At 67.3% G+C, this 25,474-nt stretch carries 24 protein-coding genes; 1 reads left to right on the top strand and 23 read right to left on the bottom strand.

Annotation, left to right across the window (positions count from 1 at the left end):
• Positions 1-25 precede the first annotated feature (25 nt).
• The 17 genes from hisH to U858_RS0125300 form a co-directional block, all read right to left on the bottom strand.
• Positions 26-724 (bottom strand): imidazole glycerol phosphate synthase subunit HisH, encoded by a 699-nt coding sequence (gene hisH, locus U858_RS0125380; RefSeq protein ID WP_025139937.1) that lies wholly within the window; start codon positions 722-724, stop codon positions 26-28.
• Between the two features lie 37 nt (positions 725-761).
• The gene (gene hisB, locus U858_RS0125375; protein WP_025139936.1) at positions 762-1,349 is read right to left on the bottom strand and encodes an imidazoleglycerol-phosphate dehydratase HisB; all 588 of its coding nucleotides are present in this window, start codon (positions 1,347-1,349) and stop codon (positions 762-764) included.
• Positions 1,350-1,361: 12 nt separating this feature from the next.
• On the bottom strand, positions 1,362-2,453 hold the full coding sequence (hisC, locus tag U858_RS0125370) for a histidinol-phosphate transaminase (protein WP_025139935.1): 1,092 nt from the start codon (positions 2,451-2,453) through the stop codon (positions 1,362-1,364).
• Positions 2,450-3,754, bottom strand: coding sequence for a histidinol dehydrogenase (gene hisD, locus U858_RS0125365; RefSeq protein ID WP_025139934.1), 1,305 nt, complete (start codon positions 3,752-3,754; stop codon positions 2,450-2,452). Before hisD ends, hisC begins: the two co-directional genes overlap by 4 nt.
• A gap of 55 nt (positions 3,755-3,809) precedes the next feature.
• A complete protein-coding gene (gene hisG, locus U858_RS0125360; RefSeq protein WP_025139933.1) occupies positions 3,810-4,484 on the bottom strand; it encodes an ATP phosphoribosyltransferase in 675 nt (224 codons plus the stop codon).
• Positions 4,481-5,749, bottom strand: a complete 1,269-nt coding sequence (gene murA, locus U858_RS0125355; RefSeq protein ID WP_025139932.1) for a UDP-N-acetylglucosamine 1-carboxyvinyltransferase — start codon at positions 5,747-5,749, stop codon at positions 4,481-4,483. The genes hisG and murA overlap by 4 nt, the downstream gene beginning before the upstream one ends.
• Before the next feature lie 2 nt (positions 5,750-5,751).
• Entirely contained in the window at positions 5,752-5,997 is a 246-nt protein-coding gene (locus tag U858_RS0125350; protein ID WP_025139931.1) for a BolA family protein, read from the bottom strand.
• 5 nt (positions 5,998-6,002) lie between these two features.
• Positions 6,003-6,815, bottom strand: a complete 813-nt coding sequence (locus tag U858_RS0125345; RefSeq protein ID WP_006392336.1) for an ABC transporter permease — start codon at positions 6,813-6,815, stop codon at positions 6,003-6,005.
• Positions 6,812-7,615: an ABC transporter ATP-binding protein gene (locus U858_RS0125340; protein ID WP_025139930.1), complete on the bottom strand. Its 804-nt coding sequence runs from the start codon at positions 7,613-7,615 to the stop codon at positions 6,812-6,814. The genes U858_RS0125345 and U858_RS0125340 overlap by 4 nt, the downstream gene beginning before the upstream one ends.
• Positions 7,616-7,788: 173 nt before the next feature.
• Entirely contained in the window at positions 7,789-8,418 is a 630-nt protein-coding gene (locus tag U858_RS0125335) for a phospholipid-binding protein MlaC (protein ID WP_025139929.1), read from the bottom strand.
• Positions 8,419-8,455: 37 nt separating this feature from the next.
• Entirely contained in the window at positions 8,456-9,265 is an 810-nt protein-coding gene (locus U858_RS0125330; protein WP_025139928.1) for a VacJ family lipoprotein, read from the bottom strand.
• 84 nt (positions 9,266-9,349) lie between these two features.
• Positions 9,350-9,850, bottom strand: coding sequence for an outer membrane lipid asymmetry maintenance protein MlaD (gene mlaD / locus U858_RS0125325; RefSeq protein ID WP_025139927.1), 501 nt, complete (start codon positions 9,848-9,850; stop codon positions 9,350-9,352).
• A gap of 12 nt (positions 9,851-9,862) precedes the next feature.
• Positions 9,863-10,651: a lipid asymmetry maintenance ABC transporter permease subunit MlaE gene (gene mlaE / locus U858_RS0125320; protein WP_025139926.1), complete on the bottom strand. Its 789-nt coding sequence runs from the start codon at positions 10,649-10,651 to the stop codon at positions 9,863-9,865.
• A complete protein-coding gene (locus tag U858_RS0125315) occupies positions 10,648-11,484 on the bottom strand; it encodes an ABC transporter ATP-binding protein (protein WP_025139925.1) in 837 nt (278 codons plus the stop codon). The genes mlaE and U858_RS0125315 overlap by 4 nt, the downstream gene beginning before the upstream one ends.
• Positions 11,485-11,747: 263 nt before the next feature.
• A complete protein-coding gene (locus U858_RS0125310) occupies positions 11,748-12,809 on the bottom strand; it encodes a nitronate monooxygenase family protein (RefSeq protein ID WP_029954292.1) in 1,062 nt (353 codons plus the stop codon).
• An 18-nt stretch (positions 12,810-12,827) separates the two neighbouring features.
• Entirely contained in the window at positions 12,828-13,805 is a 978-nt protein-coding gene (locus U858_RS0125305; protein WP_025139924.1) for a tripartite tricarboxylate transporter substrate binding protein, read from the bottom strand.
• Between the two features lie 34 nt (positions 13,806-13,839).
• Positions 13,840-15,045 (bottom strand): YbfB/YjiJ family MFS transporter, encoded by a 1,206-nt coding sequence (locus tag U858_RS0125300; protein ID WP_025139923.1) that lies wholly within the window; start codon positions 15,043-15,045, stop codon positions 13,840-13,842.
• A 65-nt stretch (positions 15,046-15,110) separates the two neighbouring features.
• On the opposite strand from U858_RS0125300, the gene U858_RS0125295 reads away from it, so the two are divergent.
• The gene (locus tag U858_RS0125295; RefSeq protein ID WP_025139922.1) at positions 15,111-15,983 is read left to right on the top strand and encodes a LysR family transcriptional regulator; all 873 of its coding nucleotides are present in this window, start codon (positions 15,111-15,113) and stop codon (positions 15,981-15,983) included.
• Positions 15,984-15,999: 16 nt separating this feature from the next.
• Here U858_RS0125295 and U858_RS0125290 read toward each other — a convergent pair whose 3' ends face one another.
• The 6 genes from U858_RS0125290 to U858_RS0125265 all read right to left on the bottom strand — a co-directional run bounded on the left by U858_RS0125290 (position 16,000) and on the right by U858_RS0125265 (position 25,373).
• A complete protein-coding gene (locus U858_RS0125290) occupies positions 16,000-16,635 on the bottom strand; it encodes an OmpW family protein (protein ID WP_025139921.1) in 636 nt (211 codons plus the stop codon).
• A gap of 151 nt (positions 16,636-16,786) precedes the next feature.
• Positions 16,787-17,314 (bottom strand): chromate transporter, encoded by a 528-nt coding sequence (locus U858_RS0125285; protein ID WP_025139920.1) that lies wholly within the window; start codon positions 17,312-17,314, stop codon positions 16,787-16,789.
• Positions 17,311-17,898, bottom strand: a complete 588-nt coding sequence (locus U858_RS0125280) for a chromate transporter (RefSeq protein ID WP_025139919.1) — start codon at positions 17,896-17,898, stop codon at positions 17,311-17,313. Before U858_RS0125280 ends, U858_RS0125285 begins: the two co-directional genes overlap by 4 nt.
• 125 nt (positions 17,899-18,023) lie before the next feature.
• On the bottom strand, positions 18,024-19,490 hold the full coding sequence (locus U858_RS0125275; protein WP_025139918.1) for a glutamate synthase subunit beta: 1,467 nt from the start codon (positions 19,488-19,490) through the stop codon (positions 18,024-18,026).
• 8 nt (positions 19,491-19,498) lie between these two features.
• Positions 19,499-24,238: a glutamate synthase-related protein gene (locus tag U858_RS0125270; protein ID WP_025139917.1), complete on the bottom strand. Its 4,740-nt coding sequence runs from the start codon at positions 24,236-24,238 to the stop codon at positions 19,499-19,501.
• 364 nt (positions 24,239-24,602) lie between these two features.
• The gene (locus U858_RS0125265) at positions 24,603-25,373 is read right to left on the bottom strand and encodes a hypothetical protein (protein WP_025139916.1); all 771 of its coding nucleotides are present in this window, start codon (positions 25,371-25,373) and stop codon (positions 24,603-24,605) included.
• Between the last annotated feature and the right edge of the window lie 101 nt (positions 25,374-25,474).

Below are 25,474 nucleotides of genomic sequence, written 5' to 3'. Positions count from 1 at the left end.
TCTGGAGCGCGTGGGCCGAAGCGGCCTACGGCTGCCAGTCTACAAAATTGCGATACAGGCGCAAACCGTGCTCGGCGCTCTTTTCCGGGTGGAACTGCACCGCGAAAATGTTAGCTGCCGCCACCGCGCAGGTAAAGGCAACGCCGTAATCGGTTTCACCGACGGTCAGGCTTGCATCGACCGGGTCGGCGTAATAACTATGGACGAAATAGAAATGCGTGTCGTCCGGAATGCCGTCCCAGATAGGGTGAGAGCGCGTCTGGCGGACTTTGTTCCATCCCATGTGCGGGACTTTCAGGCGTTCGGGGCGGCCGTCGACCAGGCCCGCGGCGCCGGTGTCGGCCAGGCAGGCTTCGTCGTCGGCCGGAACCGGGTCGGCAAAGCGCGGGCCCGAGAAGCGGCGCACGACGCCGGGGAATAGCCCCAGGCAGGACGTGCCGCCCTCTTCGCTGGCGTCGAACAGCATCTGTTCGCCGACGCAGACGCCCAGCAGCGGCTTGCTGCGTGCGGCTTTGACGACCGCTTCGCGCAGGCCGGATTCATTCAGGGTGCGCATGCAGTCCGCCATGGCGCCCTGCCCGGGAAAGACGACGCGGTCGGCCGCGTCGATGTCCTGGGGCTGGCTGCAGATGCGGATGTCCGCGTCGGGGGCGGCGTACTTGAGCGCGCGCGCGACGGAGTGGAAGTTGCCCATTCCGTAGTCGACGATGGCGATAGTGGTCACTTCGATTTACCTGGTGCGTGGCGGGAGGTCGCGGCGGTTACAGCACGCCCTTGGTGGAGGGCACGACGTCGCCCATGCGGGGGTCGACTTCGACGGCCATGCGCAGCGCGCGGCCACAGGCCTTGAAGACCGTTTCGCACTGGTGGTGCGCGTTGGTGCCGCGCAGGTTGTCGATGTGCAGCGTGATCAGGGCGTGGTTGACCAGGCCCTGGAAGAATTCGCGGGTCAGGTCGACGTCGAAGGCGCCGATGTGCGAACGCGTGAAGGGGATGTGATATTCCAGGCCGGGGCGGCCGGAGAAGTCGACCACCACGCGCGACAGCGCTTCGTCCAGCGGCACGTAGGCGTGGCCGTAGCGGCGCAGGCCGGCCTTGGTGCCCACCGCCTTGGCGATGGCCATGCCCAGGGTGATGCCCACGTCTTCCACCGTGTGATGCGCATCGATGTGCAGGTCGCCCTCGGCCTTGATGTCGAGGTCGATCAGGCCGTGGCGTGCGATCTGGTCCAGCATGTGGTCCAGGAAGGGCACGCCGGTGTCGATCGTCTGCTTGCCGGTGCCATCGAGGTTGATGGCCACGCGGATGCGGGTTTCGTTGGTGTTGCGGGTGATCTCTGCGGTACGCATGTCAGAACTCGATTAGGCACTCAGGATGTCTTGCAGTGCCGATAGCAAAGCGGCGTTCTCGGCCGGGGTGCCCACCGAGATGCGGAGGCAGTCGGCCAGGAGCGGATGGGCGTTGGAGAAGTTACGAACCAATATTTTGCGCGTTTTCAGGGCAAGATGCACGGCGTTGCCGTCCAGCTTGCCGGAAAAGCGGGCGAGTACGAAGTTGGCAGCGGAAGGGAATACCCTGACGCCCGGCAATGCGGCCAGGGCGGCGGCCAGCGGTTCGCGGTCGGCGCGCAGGCGGGCGGCCTGTTCGTCCAGCACCGGCTTGTGGCGCAGCACGGTCAGTACCGCGGCCTGGGTCAGCACGTCCAGGTTGTACGGCGGGCGCACCTTGTTGAGCTGGGCGATCCAGTCGGGGTGGCCGGCCAGGTAGCCAAAACGCAGGCCTGCCAGGCCGATCTTGGACACGGTGCGCATCACCACCACGTTGGGCGCGGCCAGCACCTGGGGCATCCAGCTGCGGTCGGTGAACGGCTGGTAGGCCTCGTCCACGACCACCAGGCCAGGCGCCGCGGCGATGATGGCGGCGATGTCCGCGTCGGACCAGGCGCCGCCGGTGGGGTTGTTGGGCACGGCCAGGAACACCACCTTGGGCTGGTGCTCACGAATGGCGGCCAGCATCGCGGAAATATCCAGGGACAGATCGCTGTTCAACGGCACGCCGACGAAGCGGGCGTGATCGAAGCGGGCCGCCATGTCGAAATAGACGAACGACGGCCAGGGCGACAGCACCACGTCGCCCGGGTTGCAGCAGGCCTGCACCGCGATGTGGATGAGTTCGTCCGAGCCGTTGCCGAACAGCACGTCGGCGTCGGCCGGCACGCCGAACGCCGTCTTGACCGCCTGCTGCAGCGCGGACAGGTCGGCGGCCGGATAGCGGTTCAGCGGCGTGTCGCGCAGCACGCGGGCCAGGTCGTTGCGAACGGCCTCGGGCAGCTCGTACGGGCATTCCATGGCGTCCAGCTTGATGCAGCCGTCGGCATGCGCCACCGGGTAAGCGGCCAGCGCCAGGATGTCGGGCCGGACCGTGCCGGCGATGCGGCCGGCGACGGCGCTCATGGCTTGTCGATCCGGTACTGGGCGCTGGCGGCGTGGGCCTGCAGGCCTTCGCCCAGCGCCAGCTCGGCCGCGATGCGGCCCAATGTCTGGGCGCCCTGGTGCGAGACCTGGATCAGGCTGGAGCGTTTCTGGAAGTCGTAGACGCCCAGCGGCGACGAGAAGCGGGCCGTGCGCGAGGTGGGCAGCACGTGGTTCGGGCCGGCGCAGTAGTCGCCCAGGGCTTCCGAGCTGAAACGGCCCATGAAGATCGCGCCGGCGTGGCGGATCTTGGCGGTCCAGGTTTCGGGCTGCTCGGTGGAGATTTCCAAGTGCTCGGGGGCGATGTCGTTGGCGATGCGGCAGGCTTCGTCCAGGTCGCGGACCTGGATCAGCGCGCCGCGGTTGGCCAGGCTGACGCGCAGGATGTCGGCGCGCGGCATGGTGGGCAACAGGCGCGCGATGGCGGCCTCGACCTCGGCGATGAAGGCGGCGTCCGGGCACAGCAGGATGGACTGGGCCAGTTCGTCGTGTTCGGCCTGCGAGAACAGGTCCATGGCGATCCAGTCGGCCGGCGTCTTGCCGTCGCAGATGACCAGGATTTCGCTGGGGCCGGCGATCATGTCGATGCCGACCACGCCGAACACGCGGCGCTTGGCGGCGGCCACGTAGGCGTTGCCGGGGCCGACGATCTTGTCCACGGCGGGCACGGTGGCGGTGCCGTAGGCCAGCGCGCCCACGGCCTGCGCGCCGCCGATGGCGAACACGCGGTCGACGCCGCCGATGGCGGCCGCGGCCAGCACGATGGGGTTGCGCACGCCGTCGGGCGTGGGCGTGACCATGATCAGTTCTTCGACGCCGGCCACCTTGGCCGGAATGGCGTTCATCAGCACCGACGACGGGTAGGCCGCCTTGCCGCCCGGCACGTACAGGCCGACGCGGTCCAGCGGCGTGACCTGCTGGCCCAGCATCGTGCCTTCGGCATCGGTGTAGGTCCAGGTCTCGGCGCGCTGGCGCTCGTGGTAGCTGCGCACGCGCTCGGCGGCGGCTTCCAGGGCATGGCGCTGGGCCGCGGGCAGTGCGGCCAGGGCGGCATGCCATTCGGCCTGGGGAATTTCGAGCGTGGCTGCCGAGGCGCCGGGCATGCGGTCAAAGCGCTGGGTGTATTCCACCAGCGCCGCGTCGCCGCGGGTGCGCACGTCGGCCAGGATGCCGGCGGCGGCGCGGTCGATGGATTCGTCTTCGGTGGCCTCGAAGGCCAGCAGCTTGGACAGGGCGGATTGGAATCCGGGATCGCGGGAATCGAGACGGTTGATCAGGGCCATGGCGTCATGGTTCAAGCAAAGGAGCGGCCGCCGCGCGGGGCGCGGCGGGCGGGAGTCAGGCGTTGCGGGTGGCGGCTCTTGCGAAGGCGTCCAGCAGCGGCTGCAGGCGGTCGCCGCGGGTTTTCAGGGCGGCCTGGTTGACGATCAGGCGCGATGAGATCGGCATGATGTCTTCGACGGCGACCAGGTCGTTGGCGCGCAGCGTGCCGCCGGTGGAGACCAGGTCCACGATGCAGTCGGCCAAGCCTACCAGCGGCGCCAGTTCCATCGAACCATACAGCTTGATGATGTCGACGTACACACCCTTGGACGCAAAGTGTTCACGGGCTGACTGCACGTACTTGGTGGCCACGCGCAGCCGCGCGCCCTGGTGCACCGCGGCCTGGTAGTCGAAACCATTGCGCACGGCCACGGCCAGGCGGCACTTGGCGATGTTCAGGTCGATGGGCTGGTACAGGCCGCCGGGCTGTTCGGCGGCATGCTCGATCAGCACGTCCTTGCCGGCGATGCCCAGGTCGGCCGCGCCGTACTGCACGTACGTCGGCACGTCGGAGGCGCGCACGATGATCAGGCGCAGGCCGGGATCGCTGGTGGGCAGGATCAGCTTGCGCGAGCTTTCGGGGTTCTCGGGCACTTCGATGCCGGCTTCCGCCAGCAACGGCATGGTTTCTTCGAAGATTCGCCCCTTGGACAAAGCCAGGGTCAGGGGCGCGAGTTGGGCATTGCTCATGCCGATTCCTTGCCGGTTGCGCGTTGAATGTTGGCGCCCAGGGCGCGCAGCTTGACTTCCATGCGGTCGTAGCCGCGGTCCAGGTGATAGATGCGGTCGACCACGGTTTCGCCGTCGGCGGCCAGGCCGGCAATGACCAGGCTGGCCGAAGCCCGCAGGTCGGTCGCCATGACCGTGGCGCCCGACAGGCGCTTGATGCCGCGCACAATGGCGGTATGCCCGTCGATGTCGATGTCGGCGCCCATGCGGCGCAGTTCCTGCACGTGCATGTAGCGGTTTTCGAAGATGTTCTCGACGATGACGCTGGTGCCGTCGGCGACGGTGTTCAGGGTCATGAGCTGGGCCTGCATGTCGGTGGCGAAGCCCGGATACTCGTGGGTGCGGAAACCCACGGCCTTGGGCCGCGTCGACATGGCGCCGCGGATCCAGTCGGGGCCGGTTTCGATGGTCAGGCCGGCTTCGACCAGCTTGTCCAGCGTGGCGCCCAGGATGCCGGCGTCGGCGTTCTTGAGCAGGATGTCGCCACCGGCCGCGCCGACGGCGCACAGGAAGGTGCCGGCTTCGATGCGGTCGGAAATGACGCGGTGCTCGGCGCCGTGCAGGCGCTCGACACCCTCGATCACGATGCGGTCGGTGCCGTGGCCCTGGATGCGGGCGCCCATCTTGATGAGCAGCTCGGCCAGGTCCACCACCTCGGGCTCGCGGGCGGCGTTTTCCAGCACGGTGCGGCCTTCGGCCAGCACGGCGGCCATCAGCAGGTTCTCGGTGCCGGTGACGGTGACCATGTCGGTGCGGATGGAGGCGCCCTTCAGGCGCTTGGCGCGCGCCACTACGAAGCCGTGCTCGATGCTGATTTCAGCGCCCAGCGCGGCCAGGCCCTTGATGTGCTGGTCCACCGGCCGTTGGCCGATGGTGCAGCCGCCCGGCAGGCTGACGCGGGCTTCGCCGAAGCGCGCCACCAGCGGGCCCAGCACCAGGATGGACGCGCGCATGGTCTTGACCAGGTCGTACGGCGCTTCCAGGCTGTCGACGCGGTCGGCCTGCAGCGTGACCATGCCGTCGGCGGCGCGTTCGGCGCGCACGCCCATGCGGCCCAGCAGGCGCAGCATGGTGGCCGTGTCGTTCAGGTGCGGCACGTTGGACAGGGACAGCGGATCGGCCGTCAGCAGCCCGGCGCACAGGATCGGCAGGGCCGAGTTCTTGGCACCGGAAATGGTGATTTCGCCGTGCAGTTGCGCGCCGCCGGTAATGCGTAGCTTGTCCATGGTCACTTGCCCGCCTGGGTGTACTCGCCAGGGGTCAGCGTGCGCATCGACAGGGCATGGATCTCGGCTTTCATGCGGTCGCCCAGGGCGGCGTAGACCAGTTGGTGGCGCTGGATCAGGCGCTTGCCTTCGAAAGCGGCGCTGACGATGACCGCGTCGAAATGCGAGCCGTCGCCTTGCACGTCGAGATGTTCACAGGGCAGGCCATCCGCGATGTATTGGCGGACTTGCGCGGGAGTGGGAAGCATGGACGTCAGTTCCTGAGTTTGTAGCCGCTGGCCAGAAGCCGCAGCGCATAGATCGACAGTGCGAGGAACACCCCCGTCACCACCGCCAGGCTGCGCCAGGGGGAGACGTCCGACACCGAGAAGAATCCGTAACGGAAGCCGTCGATGGTGTAGAAAATGGGGTTCCAGTGGGACACGCCCTGCCAGAAGGCGGGAAGCGTATGGATGGAATAGAACACGCCGGACAGGAAGGTGGCCGGCATGATCAGGAAGTTCTGGAAGGCAGCGAGCTGGTCGAATTTCTCGGACCACAGGCCGGCGATCAGGCCCAGCACGCCCATGATGCCGCAGGCCAGCACGGCGAACACCAGCAGCCACAGCGGGTTGGCGGGCACCAGCGACACGAAGAACAGCGCCACCACCCACACGCACAGGCCCACGGCCAGGCCGCGCACCACGGCCGCCAGCACGTAGGCGGCGAAGATGTCGCGGTGCGACAGCGGCGGCAGCAGCATGAACACCAGGTTGCCGGTGATGCGGCTCTGGATCAGCGACGAGGACGGGTTGGCGAAGGCGTTCTGCAGCATGCTCATCATCATGAGCCCGGGGATCAGGAACGCGGTGTAGGGCACGCTGCCGTACACCATGACGCGCCCTTCCAGCACGTGGGCGAACACCAGCAGGTACAGCAGCGCCGTGATGACGGGCGCGGCGATGGTCTGGAAGCTGACCTTCCAGAAGCGCAGCAATTCCTTGCGCAACAGGGTCGGAAAGCCCGACCCCGCATCCAGGCGGGGTTGCACCAGCGGCTGGCTGGCGTTGGCGGCGGGCTGCGTCATTGGGACATCTCTTCGGGTTGCGGGGCGGGCTTGTCGTCCTGGTGCATGATGCGCACGAAGGCGTCTTCGAGGTCGACGCCGCCGACGCGCGCCAGCAGCGCCTGGGTGGTGTCCAGCGCCACGATGCGGCCACCCTTGAGCATGGCGATGCGGCCGCACAGGGCTTCCGCTTCTTCCAGGTAGTGGGTGGTGAGCATGATGGTGTGGCCGGCCTTGTTCAGGCGCGAGATGAATTCCCATAGCGTGCGGCGCAGATCGACGTCCACGCCCGCGGTGGGCTCGTCCAGCACGATCACGGGCGGGCGGTGCACCAGCGCCTGCGCCACCAGCACGCGGCGTTTCATGCCGCCGGACAGCGCCCGCATGTTCGAATTGGCCTTGTCGGCCAGCCCGAGATTGAAGAGGATTTCGTCGATCCAGTCGTCGTTCTTGCGCAGGCCGAAATAGCCCGACTGGATGCGCAGCGTTTCGCGCACCGTGAAGAACGGGTCGTAGACCAGCTCTTGCGGCACCACGCCCAGGGCCCGCCGTGCCGACTTGTAGTCGGCCACGACGTCGTAGCCACAGACGGTGGCGCGGCCGGCGCTGGCGTGTGCCAATCCGGCCAGGATGGAAATCAGGGTGGTCTTGCCCGCGCCGTTGGGGCCGAGCAGGCCGAAGAACTCGCCGTGCTCGATGTTCAGGCTGACGTTGTCGAGCGCCTGGAAGCCGGCCCCAGGCGCGCGCCCGGTGAGCTTGCCCCAGCCGCTACGGCGCGGCGAGTAGATTTTGGAGACGTTCTCTAGACTAACGGCAGACATGACGGCGGGGAGGTTGCCCGGAAAAGAGCGAATTGATCATTATATAAGCGGCCCGCCTTGCGGCACGCTGATAGCCCCGGCAACCGTAGGGCATGGGCCGTTATGTGTCCCCAAAATAACAGGCCCGGCGGGCCGCAAGGGCGCGCCGGGCCGGCAGGCAACCGGGCAGGATCTTACTGGTTGCGCTGGTTCAGGGCCTGGATCAGGCCGTCGATGCCGTTCTGGTTGATCTGCTGGGCGAACTGATTGCGGTAGTTCTCGATCAGCCAGATGCCTTCGACGTTCATGTCGTAGATCTTCCAGCCCTGGGGCGTCTTTTCCAGGCGGTAGTCCACACCGGTGGGCTGGCCGTTGGCCTGGCTGATGAGCGTGCGCACGACCACGTCGTCGGCCTTGGCGTCGCCGCGGAACGGCAGCGACGTGACCTTGGTGCTGGACGTGACGCGGGTCAGCGCGCCGCTGTAGGTGCGCACCAGCGTGCCGCGGAAGGCATCGGCCAGGGCCGTTTTCTGGGCCTCGCTGGCCTGGCGCCAGTAGCGGCCAGCGGCCAGGCGCGTGGTCTTCTGGAAGTTGACGTACGGCAGGATGTGCTCGTTGACGACCTGGTTGATGCGGGCGGTATTGCCCGCCTTGATCGCGCCGTCGGCCTTCAGGACGTCCAGGGCTTCATTGGCCACGCCCAGCACGAACTGGTCGGGCGCGCCGTTGGCGTCGGGTTGCGCCTGCACGGCAGCGGATGCCGCCAGGCCCAGCAGGCCGGCCAAGGCCAGGCGCTGGAGCAGGGAAAAGAAAGAAAACCGCATGGAAACTCCTTGCTGTACTGAAACGCAATCCAACAGCTTACTTGGTTGCGGGCATCGGTGCAGGCGCCGCGGCGCCCTTGTCCTTGGCGGCGGGGGCATCGCCCTCGTCGTCTTCGTAGTTGGGCAGGCTGGATTCGTCGTCCACGCGCTGGCCGTTGACCATGGCGGCGCGGCGCTGCAGGTAGGCGTCACGAATGAAGCTGTACGGGTCGAGCGCGACGCGGTCGATGGTGTCGGTGGCGCTGAGCAGGCTGGCGCGCGTGTCGACCACTTCCAGGCCCCACAGCGAGTTGCGCAGCGGCACGTTGTCGATGGCGCTCACGCCCATGTAGCCGTACTGGCGGCCTTGCCAGTCGCCGATCAGGCCGACGCCGTCGCGCACGCTGGACGAGCCGAAGAACGGCAGCACCAGGTACGGGCCCTGGCCCAGGCCCCACACGCCCAGCGTGGTGCCGAAGTCGTTCGGGATCTTGCGGGCGCCGTTGGCCGAGGCGACGTCGAAGCAGCCGCCCACGCCCATGGTGGTGTTGAACAGGAAGCGGCCCAGCGTGTTGACGAAGTCGTGGCCACGGCCCTGCAGGAAGCTGTTGGTGCCCGACCAGAGGTCGCCGACGTTGCTGAAGATGTTGTGGACACAGCTGCGCACCGGCTGCGGCGTGACATAGGTGTAGGCCTGTGCGACCGGCTTGAAGACGGCGCGGTCGACGGTGTCGTTGAACTTGTAGACACCGCGGTTGAAGCCTTCCCAGGGGTCGCGCGGGTCCGGATGCTGCGGGGCGGCGCAACCCGCCATCAGCGCGCCGGCGGCGGCCACGGTGGCGATACGGGAAAGAGCTTTCGTGTTCATGATCAGGGCATCCCTATCAGCAGAGTTCTATTCTTATTGCAGCGCATGCCTCGCGCGGCGATGGCCGCACGCGACGGATGGTCTTTAATTCGGGGCTTTCGCTTCAGGGGCGGCGGCCGCGTTCGAGCCTTCTTTCTCGGCCGAGCCGTACAGGAACTTGCTGATCAGCTGTTCCAGCACGACGGCGCTTTGGGTATAGCGGATTTTTCCGCCATCGGCAAAGTTGTCTTCTTCGCTGCCCGGGGTCAAGCCCAGGTACTGTTCGCCCAGCAGGCCGGACGTGAGGATGGCCGCGGACGAGTCCTTGGGGAACTGGTAAGCCGTTTCCAGGTTGATCGCCACGACGGCCTGGAAGGTCTTGTCGTCGAAGGAAATCTTGGCGATCCGGCCGACCACCACGCCCGCGCTTTTCACGGGCGCACGGACCTTGAGGCCGCCTACGTTATCGAAATTGGCCGTGAGCGTATAGGTGGGAGCAAAAGAAAAGGTGCTCAAGTTGCCGGCGCGCAACGCCAGGAACGCCAGCGCGGCCGCGCCCAGCAATACGAACAGGCCTACCCAGAAGTCGGTTTTTTCGCGTGACATGATCGATCCGTATCAGTTTCCAAACATCAAGGCAGTGAGCAGGAAGTCCAGTCCCAGCACCGCCAGCGAGCCCACCACGACCGTGCGGGTGGTGGCGCGGGCGACGCCTTCGGGAGTGGGTTTGGCCTGCCAGCCTTCGTAAAGCGCAACCAGCGTCACCGTGACGCCGAACACCAGGCTTTTGAGGACGCCGTTCAGGACGTCGTTCCAGACATCGACGCCGCCCTGCATCTGCGACCAGAAGGCGCCGGCGTCGACGCCAATCATCAGAACGCCCACGACCCAGCCGCCCAGGATGCCGACCATGGAGAACACGGCGGCCAGGATCGGCATGGCGATGATGCCGCCCCACAGGCGCGGCACGAGGACGCGCCGTACAGGGTCGACCGCCATGACTTCCATGGCGGACAGTTGTTCGCCGGCCTTCATCAGGCCGATTTCAGCGGTGAGCGAGGTGCCGGCCCGGCCGGCGAACAGCAGCGCCGTGACCACGGGGCCCAGCTCGCGCACCAGCGACAGCGCGACCAGCAGGCCCAGAGATTCCGAGGCGCCATAGCGGTTCAGCGTGTAGTAGCCCTGCAGGCCCAGCACGAAACCCACGAACATGCCGGACACGGCAATGATCAGCAGCGAGTAGTTGCCGATGAAATGGACCTGCTGCGACACCAGCCGGGGGCGCGACAGCGCGATGCCGCTGCGCGCCAGCATGGCGCCGAAGAAACGGGTGAAGCCGCCGATGCCGGTGATGCGGTTGCGCAGCCAGCCGCCCAGCGCGCCGATGGCGTTGTTCGATGCGTTCATGCGCGGCGCCCTTGTTGTTGCGACAGCCATTTCTGGAAAGCCGGCGTCTCGGGGTACTGGAACGCGACCGGGCCGTCGGGTTCGCCTTTGAGGAACTGCTGCACGTAAGGGTCTTGCGAGGCCGACAGGCTCTCGGGGCTGCCGGCGGCCTTGAGCTCGCCCTGCCCCACCAGGTAGACCTGGTCGGCGATGGCGAAGGATTCGTGCACGTCGTGGGTGATCAGCACCGAGGCGCAGCCCAGGCGGTCGGCCAGGCTGCGGATCAGGCGGGCAGTGATGCCCAGCGAGATCGGGTCCAGGCCGGCGAAGGGCTCGTCGTACAGGATGAGTTCGGGTTCGAGCACCACCGCGCGGGCCAGCGCCACCCGGCGGGCCATGCCGCCGGACACTTCGGCCACCTTCAGGTGGGCCGCGGCGCGCAGGCCCACGGCATCGAGCTTGTCCAGCACGCGTTCGGTGATGTCGGATTCGGTCAACCGCGTGTGTTCGCGTAGCGGAAACGCCACGTTTTCGAAGACATTCAGGTCGGTGAACAGCGCGCCCTGCTGGAACAGCACCCCCATGCGCTTGCGCAGGGCTTGCAGTTCGGCGGGCGTGGCGCGGGCGATGTCCTGACCGAAAGCCAGCACCGTGCCTTCCTTGGCGACGAGCTGGCCGGTGGCGGCACGCAGCAGGGTCGTCTTGCCGGAACCGGAGCCGCCCATGATGGCGACCACCTGGCCCGGGCGCGCTTCCATGGAAATGTCGCGCAGGACGGTGAAATCACCGTAGCCGAGCGCCACGCCCTGCAGATGCAGGGCAAATTCCGGGGGGCTGCTGGTTTGAGCGGGCATGGGCAACGAACGGGTGTTTCGGTGGCGAATGCCCTGCTGCCGCGCTCGTGGGCGGGCGGAAAGACCGGCCGGCGCGAGCGAGACAGGCTGCGTCGGGAAGCGCCCTGTTACTCATATGCCGGATGCAGGAAGACAAACTGTTGCACCCAGCGGCGAGGGGCCATTGTAGCCCGATGATTTGTCACCGCAGTGCGGTATGGCTGTCCGTGGAACAGTGTTTTCGCCCGGGGGAACAATCGACGGGCCGCCGGCGGCCCCCGGCGTCAACTGCCAGAGCGCGCCGCGGCGGTCTCGCGGACCAGCCGGGCCACCAGCGCGGCCGTGCTTTCGCGTCGGGCCAGCGGGGCGCCCTGGCCGGCCCAGAGGGACAGAACGGCCACGTTACCGGCTTTGCCGCCCGCCGTGCGCATCGGGCGCGTCAGCGCATTCTGCAAGGGGTACGGCAGGATGTCGTCTGATAATTGGTCGGCATCCCGCATGAAGGAATTCACGATGCCGCGGGCCGGGCGTCCGGAAAACGCCCGAGTCACCCGGGATTGCTCGGCGCGCGAGGCCGGCAGTACCGCCTTGTAGGCGTCGTTGATGCCGGCTTCGTCGGTGGTCAGGAAGGCCGTCCCCATCTGTGCGGCCTGGGCGCCCAGGGTCAGTGCGGCCGCAATGCCGCGGCCGTCCATGATGCCGCCGGACGCAATCACAGGCACCGACACCGCGTCGGCGATCTGGGGCACCAGCGCCATGGTGCCGATCAGCGAATGCTCGAAATCATCCAGGAAGGTGCCCCGATGGCCGCCCGCTTCGGCGCCCTGGGCCACGATGGCGTCCACCCCGTCCTGCTCCAGCGCCATGGCCTCGCGCACCGTGGTGGCGGTGCCGACCGTCAGGATGCCCAGTTCGCGGCAGCGCGCCAGCGCATCGGCGGGCATGCGGCCAAAGGTGAAGCTGAACACCGCCGGCCGCGCGCGCAGCACCGCGTCGATCTGGCCGGGCAACGGGTCGGCCTGGGGGCCGGGGGCCGCCGGCGCCGGCAAGCCCAACTGCGCGTGGTAGCGGGCCATCAGGTCCAGCATGCGGGCGGCATCGCCGTGGTAGGGCTGCTCGGGCACCGAGGCGAACAGATTGATCGCGAAAGGCCGGTCGGTACGTTCGCGGATCGCACCCGTCGCCGCGTCAATCTGTTCGGGGGCGAGGTAAGCCGCCCCAAGGGACCCCAGGACGCCCGCCTTCGACGCCTCGGACACCAGCTCGACCGTCGTCGCGCCGCCGGCCATGGGCGCCTGGATGATGGGGTGGTCGAGCTTGAGCTGATCGAGAAGGCGGGATGCCATGGAAGTCTCCTGGTTGGTTTACTGAAGCTGGATGTTTCCAGCCTTGATGACGTGGGCCCACTTGGCCGTTTCGCTCTTGATGAACGCGCCGAATTCCTCGGGCGTGCCGCCGCCGGCCTGGCTGCCGGTGTCGGCAATGGCCTTTTGCACGTCCGCTTCCTTCAGGATGCGGTTGAGCTCGGCGTTGAGCTTGGCGATGATGGGCACGGGGGTGCCGGCGGGGGCGACGATGCCCTGCCAGTTGTACGACTCGAAGCCCGGCAGGCCGGATTCCGCCATGGTCGGCACGTCCGGCAGCACGGCCAGGCGCTGGGCCGACGTCACCGCGATCGGATGGATCTTCTTGCCCTGGATGGCGGGCAGCGCCGAATAACCCATTTCGAACATCATCGAGATATGGCCGCCCATCAGGTCGGTCGCGGCCAGGCTGCCGCCCTTGTAGGGCACGTGCACGATGTCGATCTTGGCCTGTTCGCGGAACATTTCGCCCGACAGGTGATGCGCGCCGCCCACGCCCGACGAGCCGAACGACAGCTTGCCCGGCTGCTTCTTGGCCATGGCGATCAGGTCGGCCAGCGTCTTGACCGGCAGCTCGTTGTTCACGCTGAGCACCAGCGGGCTGTTTTCGATCAGGATGACCGGCGCCAGGTCTTTCAGCGGTTCATAGGGCATGTCCTTCATCAGCGACGGGTTCACCGCCATCGGCGCCAGGTTGCCGGTGCCGATGGTGTAGCCGTCCGGGGCGGCCTTGGCGATGAGGTTGGTGCCGACGACGCCACCCGCCCCTGCCTTGTTTTCCACCACGATGGGCTGGCCCAGCGATTCGCCCAGCTTGCGCGCCAGCAGGCGCACGCGGGTGTCGGCAAAGCCGCCCGGGGCGTAGGGCACGATCATGGTGATGGGTTTGGCGGGCCAGTCGGTGGTCTGGGCCTGAGCGGCGCCGCTGAAGGCGGCGAAGGCCGCCAGGGCGGCGACCAGGGGGCGTAGCGATTTCATGCTGGGTGACTCCTCGTTCTAATGTGATGGGTTCCTAGGAACCGATCGCATTATGCCCAGCGTTGGGGGCGGCGACGCTGATATTTCCCAAGCGCCAGGCCGACAGCGCCAGCAGCGCAGCGCCGCCCGCCAGCACCTGCGGCAGGCCGGCGCCCCAGCGGACCGCGCCCGAGGCCAGCAGCGGGCCCAGGATCTGCCCGGCGGCAAAGGCCGACGTCATGATGGCAGCGGCGCGCGGCGCTGCCGGCCCGGCAAGGCGTTGGGCAGCCAGCATGCCCGCCTGGGTGATGACCATGAACGTGCCGCCCACCAGCACCGCCGCGACGATGACGGCGGCCAGCGTGTGCCAGATCGCCACGGCCAGCATGCCCAGCGCCATCACGGCTTGCGCGCCGCGCCAGACCGCCTTGTCGTCCAGCGCCTGCGCCACGCGGGGCGCAAGCAGGCAGGACAGCGCGGCCGCCAGGCCGAACAGCGGCCAGGCCCAGCCGAACACGGCGGGGTCGGGAACGATCTCGCGGGCCATGGCCGGCAGGAACGTGGCGGGAATGATGTAGCCGGCGCCGAAGATGCCGTAGTGCAAGGCCAGCCGGCCGATGCCTGGCGGCAGGCGGGCAGGCGCGGCCACCGTGCCCAGGTGCGCCTTGGCGTCGGCGCGGGACAGGCGCGGCCAGGCCAGCGCGGACAAGCCCAGGGTCAGGATGCCCAGCGCCGTCCAGTTGCCGTTGGCGTCGGCGCCCGCGGCCATCAGCGCCAGGCAGGCCAGGCCCGTCAGGGCGATGCCGGCGCCAACCCCGGCGTAGGTGATGGCGGCGACGGCCGGCCGGCGCGGATCGTCGGCGGCCACAGGCCGGGCGGCGGCAATGCAGATGAAGGCGCTGGCGCTGGCGTAGCCCGCCGCCAGTCGCAGCAGGGCCCAGGCCAGCACGCCGTGGAACCAGGGCATGGCCAGGGTCAACAGGCCGACCGCCAACAGGCTGGCGGCCAGCATGGCGCGCGGATGGCGCGGCGGGCGCACCGCCGCGGCCAAGGCGCCCAGCAGGTAGCCCGCGTAATTGGCCGATGCCAGCCAGCTGCCCTGCGTCAGCGACAGCCCCGACTCCTGGGCCATCAGCGGCCAGACGGGGGTGAAGGCGAACCGGCCGATGCCCATGGCGGCGGCCAGGGCCAGCGCGGCGGGCCAGGCCAGCGAGACGGCCCCGCGCGGGCGGACGGAATCAGGGTGGGTGGCTATTGACATGGGTCCCACTCTACGGCTGTACTAATATCTTGAATAGTGAATTATTAAGAACATGAGTTCTTGAAATGAGAAACTTGGACCTCGACGCGTTGCAGATTTTCAAGGCGGTGGCCGACCACGGCGGCGTGGCGCGCGCCGCGGCCCACCTGAACCGGGTGCAGTCCAATGTGTCGACGCGCCTGAAGCAGCTGGAAAGTTCGCTGGCGGCGCCGCTCTTTCGGCGCCAGAACCGGCGGCTGGTGCTGTCCGACCAGGGGCGCGTGCTGCTGTCCTATGCCGACCGCCTGCTGCGCCTGTCGGCCGAGGCCCAGGCCGCGGTGCGCGACGGCGCGCCGCAGGGCCTGCTGCGCATCGGCACCATGGAAAGCACGGCTGCCGCGCGCCTGCCGCCCATCCTGGCGGCCTACCATGCGGCCTGGCCGCAAGTGCGCATCGAACTGATCACCGGCACGTCGGGCGCGTTGGCGGCCAAGGTGCGCAACTACGAGATCGAAGCCGCCTTCGTGGCCGAACCGTTCGACGCCCAGGGCCTGGCGCAACAGCCGGCCTTCCAGGAAGAATTGGCGCTGATTTCCCCCTTGGCCTGGCCAGAAATCCATGGCCCCCAAGACGTGGGCGACCGCAGCGTCATTGCGTTCACGGCCGGCTGTTCGTATCGCCGCATCCTGGAATCGTGGTTCAGCCAGGCTGGCGTGGCGCCGGGCAAGGTCATGGAATTCGCCTCGTATCACGCCATCGTGGCCTGCGTGGCCGCGGGTTCGGGCGTGGCCATCGTGCCGCGTTCGGTGCTGGCCGTTCTGGGGGCGCAGGCGTCGCTGCGCGTGACACCCCTGTCCGGTCAGCACGGCCGCGCGCAGACGCAGCTGGTCTGGCGCGCAGATGACGAAACGCCTGCATTGCAGGCGTTCCAGGACATGCTTGCGCAGCGCCGCCCATGATGGGCGGGCTTTGGGGTCAGAAGCGGTAGCCGACGCCCATGGTCAGCACCCACGGGTCGATGCGCGCGGTGCCGATGTGTTCGCCGTTCAGCTTCACCTTCGACTTGATGTCGATGTAGCGGATGTCGGCGTTCATGAACCAGCGTTCGTTGATCTTGATGTCCGCGCCCAGTTGCGCAGCCACGCCCCACGAGTCGCCCATCTTCAGGTCCGAACCCTTCAGCGCGCCTTCGGCCTTGGTGTCGAAGAACTTGGTGTAGTTGATGCCCACGCCGATGTAGGGCTGGACCATGCTGTCGGGCAGGATGTGCCATTGCAGGCTGAGCGTGGGCGGCAATTGCTTGCTCGAACCGATCTTGCCCAGGCCGCTGCCGTGCACGTCATGCTGGAACGGCCAGGCGCCCAGCAGTTCGATGCCGATGTTGCGCGTGGCCATGTAGGCCAGGGTGAAGCTGGGGCGCACGTTGTTGTTGGCATCGAGCTTGACGCTGCCGTCGAGCACGGTGCCGTTGTTCGATGCGGGGCGAACCTGCGTTGCGCCGACCCGGAACAGGATGTCGCCGGCTTCGTGGGCCAGTGCGGGAGCGGCGGCGCCGGCAGCGATCAGGCCGGCGATGGCGGTGGCGCGGATACGCCCATTCAGCGAAAACATTTTCTTCTCCGATCTTTCCATGGGGTGAGTGGAAAGGTTCGCAGACCCGGCGCCGGGGCCGGTTGATATGCGTCAAACGCTGCGGGCAAGCCGGCGCCGCCGTGGCTGCACTGCAACAACGGGCAGCGCAGACGGCAAGCGCAAGGGGAAATCAGGCCAGCGCGGCCAGGAACACGGCGGCGCCCAGCGCCAGCATCAGGAAGGGGCTGACCCGCGTGTAGACCAGCGCCAACGTGGATGCCGCGGCCACGCCCCAGGCCCACGCGCCGCCTTCGGCCGCGCGCAGCACGGTGCATGACGATGCCAGGATCATGCCGGCCGCCACCGGTACCAGCCCGGCTTCGATGGCGCGCACGCAGGTCGCGTGGCGATAGCGCGCCCAGACCCGCGCCAGCGCGTAGATCAGCAGCGAACAGGGCAGGAAGATCGCGATCGACGCGGCGATCGCACCGGCCCATCCACCGACGTGCCAGCCGATCAGCGTCACCAGCAGCGAAGCCGGGCCGGGCGTGATGCGCGACAGCGCGAAGTAGTCCAGGAATTGCGACTCGTTGATCCAGCCATAGCTGTCCACGGCCTGGCGGTGGATGTCGGGCAGGATGCTCTGGCCGCCGCCCACCGTCAGGAACGACAGCGGCGTGAACACCGAGAACAGGTCGTGCAGCAGGGCCAGGTTCATGATTGCCGTTCCTGGCGACCCTGCTGGCGCAAGCGGCTGTAGGCGATGCCGATGGACAGCGGCGCCATGGCGCCCACCACCCACAGCAAGGGCAGGCGCAACAGGAAGATCGCAGCAAAGGTCACGCCCATGATCGCGGCCGGCACCCAACCCACCAGCGCGCGCCGCGCGGCGCGCAGGCCGGTCTGCAGCGATACGCCCACCGCCGCGGCCGCGACCCCGGCCATGGCCACGTGCAGCCCCTGCGACTGCGCCATGCTGGCAAACAGCGCGGCCACGCCGATGGCCACGATCATCGGCGGCACCGTGATGCCCAGGCCGCCCAGCAAGGCGCCCGGGCCGCCGCGCAGCCGAAAGCCGATCCAGATGGCCAGGTTCACCACGTTCACGCCGGGAAACGATTGCGCCAGCGCCAGCCCGCTCAGAAAGTCGGATTCCGACATCCAGCGCCGGTGCTGCACGAATTCGCGCATCATCCAGCCGCTCAGGCCGCCGCCAAAGCTGGTCAGGCCAACCTTGGTGAAGGCCAGGAATATCTGCGGCAGCGTCGGCGGGGCGGCAAGCTCGGGGTCGGGGGCGGACATGGCGGGGGCGGCGGCGGATCGATGCCGCATCTTACGGAAACCAGAATGTCGGTTGCCTGAAAAGACTTCGCCGCCTTGGCACTCGGTGCAAAAGGCGGCGAATTCAGGGCGTTGTGCGCCGGGAATCAGCGCGGCAGTTCGCTCGATCCCATCAGATAGGCATCCACCGAACGCGCGCATTGACGGCCTTCGCGGATGGCCCAGACCACCAGGGACTGGCCGCGGCGCATGTCACCGGCGGTGAAGACCTTTTCCACGTTGGTGCGGTAGTCGTCGGTATTGGCGCGCACGTTGCCGCGCGCATCGCGATCCACGCCGAAGGCATCCAGCACGGTCTGCACCGGCGACACGAAGCCCATGGCCAGCAGCACCAGGTCGGCCTTGATCTCGAATTCCGAGCCATCGACCTCGCGCATCTTCATTTGGCCGGTGGACTCGTCCTTGAACCATTCGACGCGGGCGCCGACCAGCTTTTCGACCTTGCCGTTGCTGCCCTTGAGTAGCTTGGTGGTCACGGACCAGTCGCGGTCGCAGCCTTCTTCGTGCGACGACGACGTGCGCATCTTCAGCGGCCAGTACGGCCACGTCATGGTCTTGTTCTCGGATTCGGGCGGCTGGGGCATCAGCTCGAATTGCGTGACGGAGGCCGCGCCGTGGCGGTTGCTGGTGCCCACGCAATCGGACCCGGTGTCGCCGCCGCCGATCACCACCACGTGCTTGCCCTTGGCCAGCGTCTGGTTGGTGAGGCGGTCGCCGGCCACGGCCTTGTTCTGCTGGCGCAGGAAGTCCATGGCGTAATACACGCCCGACAGTTCACGGCCCGGCACCGGCAGGTCGCGCGGGGTTTCCGAGCCGCCGCTCATCACCACGGCGTCGAACTCGGCCAGCAGCGATTGCGGGGTGCGCACGGTCAGGCCGTCGGCCACGGGGTCGGTCGGGTTGCCGACGTAGGTCGACGGCGCGAATTCCACGCCTTCGGCTTCCATCTGCGAGATGCGGCGGTCGATCTGGTGCTTTTCCAGCTTGAAATCGGGGATGCCGTAGCGCAGCAGGCCGCCGATGCGGTCGCTCTTTTCGAACAGCGTCACCGAGTGGCCGGCGCGCGCCAGTTGCTGGGCGCAGGCCATGCCGGCGGGGCCGGAACCTACTACTGCGACCTTCTTGCCGGTCTTGCGGGCGGGCAGCAGCGGGGTCACCCAGCCTTCGGCCCACCCCTTGTCGATGATGGCGTGCTCGATGGACTTGATGCCGACAGCGTCGCTGTTGATGTTCAAGGTACAGGCAGCCTCACACGGCGCCGGGCAGATGCGGCCGGTGAACTCGGGGAAGTTGTTGGTCGAGTGCAGCACGTCCAGCGCGCGGCGCCAGTCCTGCTTGTAGACCAGGTCGTTCCAGTCCGGAATGATGTTGTTGACCGGGCAGCCGTTGTTGCAGAACGGGATGCCGCAGTCCATGCAGCGCGCCGCTTGCTGCTTGGCCTGGTCGTCGGTCAGGTGCAGCACGAATTCGCGCCAGTTCTTCAGCCGCTTCTGCGGGGCCTCGGAGGCCTCCTGCAGACGCTGAAATTCCATAAAGCCGGTAATCTTTCCCATGGTATCCCTCACGCAGCCAGTTGTTGCGGGTTGGCTGCACGCCACATTTCACCCAATGCGCGGCGGTAGTCCGTCGGCATGACCTTTACGAATTTGCCGCGCGACGCTTCCCAGTCGCCCAGGATTTCGCGAGCGCGGAAGCTGCCGGTGTAGCGGAAGTGGTCTTCCACCAGGCGGCGCAGGATGGTTTCATCCGTTTCGCGTTCGCCACCGCGCTGCGCGCTGTGCCAGACGTCGATGTTGTTCTGGGCCTGCTGCTCCGCGTGCGGTGCCACGGCTTCCAGTTCGACCATCGACAGGTTGGCGCGATGCTTGAGCGTGCGCTCGGGGTCCCACACGTATGCCACGCCGCCCGACATGCCTGCGGCGAAGTTGCGGCCGGTGGCGCCCAGCACCACGACGGTGCCGCCGGTCATGTATTCGCAGCCGTGGTCGCCCGTGCCTTCCACCACCGTGGCGGCGCCCGAGTTGCGCACGGCGAAACGTTCGCCGGCCACGCCGTTGAAGAACGCTTCACCGGCCAGCGCGCCGTACAGGACGGTGTTGCCGGCGATGATGTGGTCGGGGCCGAAGCCGCGGAAGTCGTTGGGCGAGCGCACGATGATGCGTCCGCCGGACAGGCCCTTGCCCACGTAGTCGTTGCCTTCGCCGACCAGGTCCATGGTGATGCCATGGGCCAGGAAGGCGCCGAAGCTCTGGCCGGCTGTGCCGTTGCACTGGATGTGGATCGTGTCGTCCGGCAGGCCGTCATGGCCGTAGCGCGACGCCACCGCACCCGACAGCATGGCGCCGATGGTGCGGTTGCGGTTGCGCACCGGCACGATGAACGAGACCTTCTCGCCGCGCTCCAGCGCCGGCTTGCTGCGTTCGATCAGCTGGTGATCCAACGCACCGGCCAGGCCGTGGTCCTGCTCTTCGGTCTGGCGCACGTCGGCATCGGATTGGGTCTGATGGAACACGCGGGCAAAGTCCAGGCCCTGGGCCTTCCAGTGCTCGACGCCCGAGCGCATGTCCAGCAGGTCGGCGCGGCCGATCAGGTCGTCGAACTTGCGGATGCCCAGCTGGGCCATGATTTCACGCACTTCTTCGGCGATGAAGAAGAAGAAGTTGACGACGTGTTCGGGCTTGCCCTGGAACTTCTTGCGCAGCACCGGATCCTGCGTGGCCACGCCCACCGGGCAGGTGTTCAGGTGGCACTTGCGCATCATGATGCAGCCTTCGACGACCAGCGGCGCCGTGGCAAAGCCGAATTCGTCGGCGCCCAGCAGCGCGCCGATGACGACGTCGCGGCCGGTCTTCATCTGGCCGTCGGCCTGCACGCGGATGCGGCTGCGTAGGCGGTTCAGCACCAGCGTCTGTTGCGTTTCGGCCAGGCCCAGTTCCCAGGGCGTGCCCACGTGCTTGATGGACGACACCGGCGATGCGCCCGTGCCGCCGTCGTGGCCGGCGATCACGACGTGATCGGCCTTGGCCTTGGCGACGCCCGCGGCCACCGTGCCCACGCCCACTTCCGACACCAGCTTGACCGAGATGGATGCGCGGGCGTTGACGTTCTTCAGATCGTGGATCAGTTGGGCCAGGTCTTCGATCGAGTAGATGTCATGGTGCGGCGGGGGCGAAATCAGGCCCACGCCCGGCACCGAATAGCGCAGCTTGGCAATGTATTCCGACACCTTGTGGCCGGGCAGCTGACCGCCTTCGCCGGGCTTGGCGCCCTGCGCCATCTTGATCTGGATCTGGTCGGCCGACGACAGGTATTCGGCGGTGACGCCGAAGCGGCCCGAGGCGACCTGCTTGATCTTCGAGCGCAGCGAGTCGCCCTTCTTCAAGGCCACGTCGGCTTCGATGCGGTCCGAGCCCAGCAGCGAGGCCAGCGTGTCGCCGTCCTTGATGGTGCTCTTGCCTTCGCGCATTTCGGCGCGGTAGCGCAGTTCGTCTTCGCCGCCTTCGCCGGTGTTGGACTTGCCGCCGATGCGGTTCATGGCCACGGCCAGCACCGAGTGGGCTTCGGTCGAGATCGAGCCCAGCGACATGGCGCCGGTGGCAAAGCGCTTGACGATGTCCTTGGCCGATTCGACGTCATCGAGCGGAATGGCGCGCGACGGGTCGAAGCGGAACTCGAACAGGCCGCGCAGCGTCATGTGGCGGCGGCTCTGGTCGTTGATGATCTGCGCGTACTCTTTGTACGTGCGGTAGTTGTTGGCGCGCGAAGCGTGCTGCAGCTTGGCGATGGAATCCGGCGTCCACATGTGCTCTTCGCCGCGCACGCGATAGGCGTATTCGCCGCCCGCGTCCAGGTCGTTGGCCAGCACCGGGTCGGTGCTGAAGGCCGCGCGGTGCTGGCGCAGCGCTTCTTCGGCCACCTGGAAGATGCCGATGCCTTCGATATTGGACGACGTGCCGGTGAAGTACTTGTTCACCAGGCTGCTCTGCAGGCCCACGGCTTCGAAGATCTGCGCGCCGGTGTAGGACATGTAGGTGGAAATGCCCATCTTGGACATCACCTTGTTCAGGCCCTTGCCGATTGCCTTGATGAAGTTCTTGACGGCCTTTTCGGGGTCGTTCATCTTGCCCAGCGATTCCAGCGCCAGGTAGGGGTGGATGGCTTCGGCGCCGTAGCCGCCCAGCAGCGCGAAGTGGTGCACCTCGCGGGCCGAGCCGGTTTCGACCACCAGGCCGGTGTTGGTGCGCAGGCCCGCGCGGATCAGGTGCTGGTGCACGGCCGAGGTGGCCAGCAGCGCGGGGATGGCCACGCGTTCGCTGTCGACCAGGCGATCCGACACGATCAGGATGTTGTAGCCGCTTTGCACCGCATCCACGGCGCGCGCGCACAGCGCGGCCACGCGGGCTTCGATGCCTTCGGGGCCCCAGGCGGCCGGGTAGGTGATGTCCAGTTCGAAGCTGCGGAACTTCTTGCCGGTGACCTGTTCGATGTCGCGGATCTGCGCCATGGCGGCGAAATCCAGCACCGGCTGCGACACTTCAAGGCGCAGCGGCGGGTTGACGTTGTTGATGTCCAGCAGGTTGGGCTTGGGGCCGATGAACGACACCAGCGACATCACCATCTGTTCGCGGATGGGGTCGATGGGCGGGTTCGTGACCTGGGCGAACAGCTGGCGGAAATAGTTGTAGAACGGCTTGGCGCGGTCGGACAGCACGGCCAGCGGGGCATCGTTGCCCATCGAGCCGATCACTTCCTCGCCCGACGTGGCCATGGGTTCCAGGATGAACTTGTAGTCTTCCTGGGTCCAGCCGAAGGCCTGCTGGCGGTCCAGCAGCGACACGGACGATTGCGTCGCCACGGCGGCCTGGCGCGGGGCCGGCAGCGATTCCAGCTTGATCTGCAGGCGCTCGATCCATTGGCGGTACGGGCGGCTGTTGGCCAATTGCAGCTTGATCTCGGCGTCGTCGATGATGCGGCCTTGTTCCAGGTCGATCAGGAACATCTTGCCCGGCTGCAGGCGCCACTTCTTGACGATGCGGTTTTCGGGAATGGACAGCGTGCCGGCTTCCGAGGCCAGGATGACCATGTCGTCATCGGTGACCAGGTAGCGCGCCGGGCGCAGGCCGTTGCGGTCCAGCGTGGCGCCGATCTGGCGGCCATCGGTGAACGCGACCGCGGCGGGGCCGTCCCACGGCTCCATCATGGCGGCGTGGTACTCGTAGAAGGCGCGGCGGCTTTCGTCCATCTGCGTGTGCTGTTCCCAGGCTTCCGGGATCATCATCATCATGGCGTGGGCCAGCGAGTAGCCCGAGTTCACCAGCAGTTCCAGGCAGTTGTCGAACGTGGCGGTGTCGGACTGGCCTTCGTAGACGATGGGGTACAGCTTCTTCAGGTCGTCGCCCAGCACGGCCGACTGCATCATGCCTTCGCGGGCGCGCAGCCAGTTGAAGTTGCCCTTGACCGTATTGATTTCGCCGTTGTGGGCGATCATGCGGTACGGGTGGGCCAGCGGCCAGGCGGGGAAGGTATTGGTCGAGAAGCGTTGGTGCACCAGCGCCAGCGCGGACACCGTGCGCGGGTCGGCCAGGTCGCGGTAGTAGCGGCCCACCTGGTCGGCCAGCAGCAGGCCCTTGTAGACCACGGTGCGTACCGAGGCCGACGGCACGAAGTATTCCTTGCCGTGCGCCAGGTGCATGTGCTGGATCGCGTGGCTGGCGGTCTTGCGGATCACGTACAGCTTGCGCTCGAGCGCGTCGGGCACCATCACGTCGGCGCCGCGGCCGATGAACAGCTGGCGGATCACGGGCTCGCAGTCGCGCACGGTGGGCGACATGGGCATGTCGACGTCCACGGGCACGTTGCGCCAGCCCAGCACCACCTGGCCTTCGGCGCGCACCGAGCGTTCCAGCTCTTGTTCGCAGGCCAGGCGCGAGGCGGTTTCCTTGGGCAGGAACACCATGGCCACGCCGTATTCGCCGGGCGGGGGCAGGGTGATGCCGTGCTGGGCGAATTCGTCGCGGTAGAGCGTGTCGGGGATCTGGATCAGGATGCCGGCGCCGTCGCCCATCAGCTTGTCCGCGCCCACCGCACCGCGGTGATCCAGGTTTTCCAGGATCTTCAGGCCTTGCTGGATGATGGCGTGGCTTTTCTTGCCCTTGATGTGCGCCACGAACCCCACGCCGCAAGCGTCGTGCTCGTTCTTGGGGTGGTACAGGCCCTGGGCAGGCGGCATGCCGATGCGGGTGGCATCGATCGGGGTCGCCTTGGGCGTGGGACAGGAATCGTTCGGGGTAATTTGGGGCATGGCGCGCTCCGCAGTGAGCCTGCGTCGTAATGTTGCAGTGCAGGAGACGGACAATACCCCCGTCAACAGTAGGGTGCAACAGGAATATAAGGGGTGTGACCCTAATTTATATGATGCACCGTCATAGAGCATTAATATGGTGACGCATCAACGTCCGCGCCAGATAAGGCTTGCCGGGGACGTGTCTTCCGAGCCGCGGGGCCAAGGGTAGTGAAAGCCCTATTTTCCCGATGTTTCGTCCCCATTTATTATGATGTTTTGAGGCGTCGGGAACTTTGGCGCGCGTGTGGTCGGCAGGCGCGAACGCGAGCCGTCTACGGTGTTCACCGCAGCGGCCATGAAAAAAGCGCCCGAAGGCGCTGTGTCAGGAAGACGAACCGGAAGTGGTCGGTGGCGAGACCGGCGCAGGCGTGGCCGGCTGTTCGGTGTCGGCGGCGGGCGTGGCCGGCTTCTTGCGCGGACGGCCGCGCTGCCCAGGCGCGACGCGGCGGCTGGCCGTGTGCGCCAGGCTGGCAATGAAGTTGGCGCCGCCCAACGCCCATTGGCCGGAGACGGCTTGGTCGATGCGCTGCGTTTCCTCGCGCGACAGGCCGTCCTGCAGGCGCTTGCGGTAGTTGGCCTGCCGGTCGAACGGCGTGTTGCCACACGCCCAGTAGTCGGCGTGGTCGGACTGCCATTGCGCCGGCGCGGCCGTGGTGTTGCCGGTATGGCTGGAGGCCGACGACCAGGGCCAGGAATCAGGATCTTGCGACGCGCCGCTGCGCACGGGGTAGGTTTCCAGCCAGACCAGGGCGGGCAGCACCCAGGCGCCCGGCTCGAGCAAGGCCGAGCGGTAGCGGCCTGCGAATACCCGGCCCCCGCGCAGACGGGCTGCGAGGTTGCGGCCCAGCGTCTGCATCAGGCGCGGCAGGCCTTCTTCGTCGGCCGGCGTAGCCAAAAGCAGAATGCGGTCGTTGGCGAGCAGCCAGCCATGGACCGAGACCCGGTGGCGCTGGGCGGATTCGCCCAGCCACGCGGCAAGTTGGTTGAGGATATCGGCCGGGGCGGGCTGGGACGGCGCCGCCAGCGGCTGAATGAAGTTGGCCTGCACCAGTTGGGGCAGCCCAGGGGCGTACAGACGGGGCAGACGGGCCATAGTGTCAGGGCTTGCGCTTCCAGAAGAACGGGTTGTCTTCTCGTACTTATATAAATAGTGCCACGGTGGGCGCTGGTCAAGCCCCGTGATCACAATATGGG

It is taken from the genome of Achromobacter sp. DH1f, from assembly GCF_000633435.1.
Lineage (GTDB): Bacteria > Pseudomonadota > Gammaproteobacteria > Burkholderiales > Burkholderiaceae_B > Achromobacter > Achromobacter deleyi.
The sequence above is the reverse complement of the archived record's forward strand: the minus strand, read 5'-3'. Positions and strand labels throughout refer to the sequence as shown.

Coding starts and splice junctions, on each gene's coding strand:
- mlaD (WP_025139927.1), bottom strand. CDS start 9,850: ATGTCACGCGAAAAAACCGACTTCTGGGTAGGCCTGTTCGTATTGCTG.
- U858_RS0125285 (WP_025139920.1), bottom strand. CDS start 17,314: ATGAACCTGGCCCTGCTGCACGACCTGTTCTCGGTGTTCACGCCGCTG.
- U858_RS0125295 (WP_025139922.1), top strand. CDS start 15,111: ATGAGAAACTTGGACCTCGACGCGTTGCAGATTTTCAAGGCGGTGGCC.
- U858_RS0125335 (WP_025139929.1), bottom strand. CDS start 8,418: ATGCGGTTTTCTTTCTTTTCCCTGCTCCAGCGCCTGGCCTTGGCCGGC.
- U858_RS0125290 (WP_025139921.1), bottom strand. CDS start 16,635: ATGTTTTCGCTGAATGGGCGTATCCGCGCCACCGCCATCGCCGGCCTG.
- murA (WP_025139932.1), bottom strand. CDS start 5,749: ATGGACAAGCTACGCATTACCGGCGGCGCGCAACTGCACGGCGAAATC.
- U858_RS0125300 (WP_025139923.1), bottom strand. CDS start 15,045: ATGTCAATAGCCACCCACCCTGATTCCGTCCGCCCGCGCGGGGCCGTC.
- U858_RS0125275 (WP_025139918.1), bottom strand. CDS start 19,490: ATGGGAAAGATTACCGGCTTTATGGAATTTCAGCGTCTGCAGGAGGCC.
- U858_RS0125315 (WP_025139925.1), bottom strand. CDS start 11,484: ATGCCCGCTCAAACCAGCAGCCCCCCGGAATTTGCCCTGCATCTGCAG.
- U858_RS0125305 (WP_025139924.1), bottom strand. CDS start 13,805: ATGAAATCGCTACGCCCCCTGGTCGCCGCCCTGGCGGCCTTCGCCGCC.
- mlaE (WP_025139926.1), bottom strand. CDS start 10,651: ATGAACGCATCGAACAACGCCATCGGCGCGCTGGGCGGCTGGCTGCGC.
- U858_RS0125345 (WP_006392336.1), bottom strand. CDS start 6,815: ATGACGCAGCCCGCCGCCAACGCCAGCCAGCCGCTGGTGCAACCCCGC.
- U858_RS0125310 (WP_029954292.1), bottom strand. CDS start 12,809: ATGGCATCCCGCCTTCTCGATCAGCTCAAGCTCGACCACCCCATCATC.
- U858_RS0125270 (WP_025139917.1), bottom strand. CDS start 24,238: ATGCCCCAAATTACCCCGAACGATTCCTGTCCCACGCCCAAGGCGACC.
- U858_RS0125265 (WP_025139916.1), bottom strand. CDS start 25,373: ATGGCCCGTCTGCCCCGTCTGTACGCCCCTGGGCTGCCCCAACTGGTG.
- hisC (WP_025139935.1), bottom strand. CDS start 2,453: ATGAGCGCCGTCGCCGGCCGCATCGCCGGCACGGTCCGGCCCGACATC.
- hisB (WP_025139936.1), bottom strand. CDS start 1,349: ATGCGTACCGCAGAGATCACCCGCAACACCAACGAAACCCGCATCCGC.
- U858_RS0125340 (WP_025139930.1), bottom strand. CDS start 7,615: ATGTCTGCCGTTAGTCTAGAGAACGTCTCCAAAATCTACTCGCCGCGC.
- hisG (WP_025139933.1), bottom strand. CDS start 4,484: ATGAGCAATGCCCAACTCGCGCCCCTGACCCTGGCTTTGTCCAAGGGG.
- hisD (WP_025139934.1), bottom strand. CDS start 3,754: ATGGCCCTGATCAACCGTCTCGATTCCCGCGATCCCGGATTCCAATCC.
- U858_RS0125330 (WP_025139928.1), bottom strand. CDS start 9,265: ATGAACACGAAAGCTCTTTCCCGTATCGCCACCGTGGCCGCCGCCGGC.
- U858_RS0125350 (WP_025139931.1), bottom strand. CDS start 5,997: ATGCTTCCCACTCCCGCGCAAGTCCGCCAATACATCGCGGATGGCCTG.
- U858_RS0125280 (WP_025139919.1), bottom strand. CDS start 17,898: ATGTCCGCCCCCGACCCCGAGCTTGCCGCCCCGCCGACGCTGCCGCAG.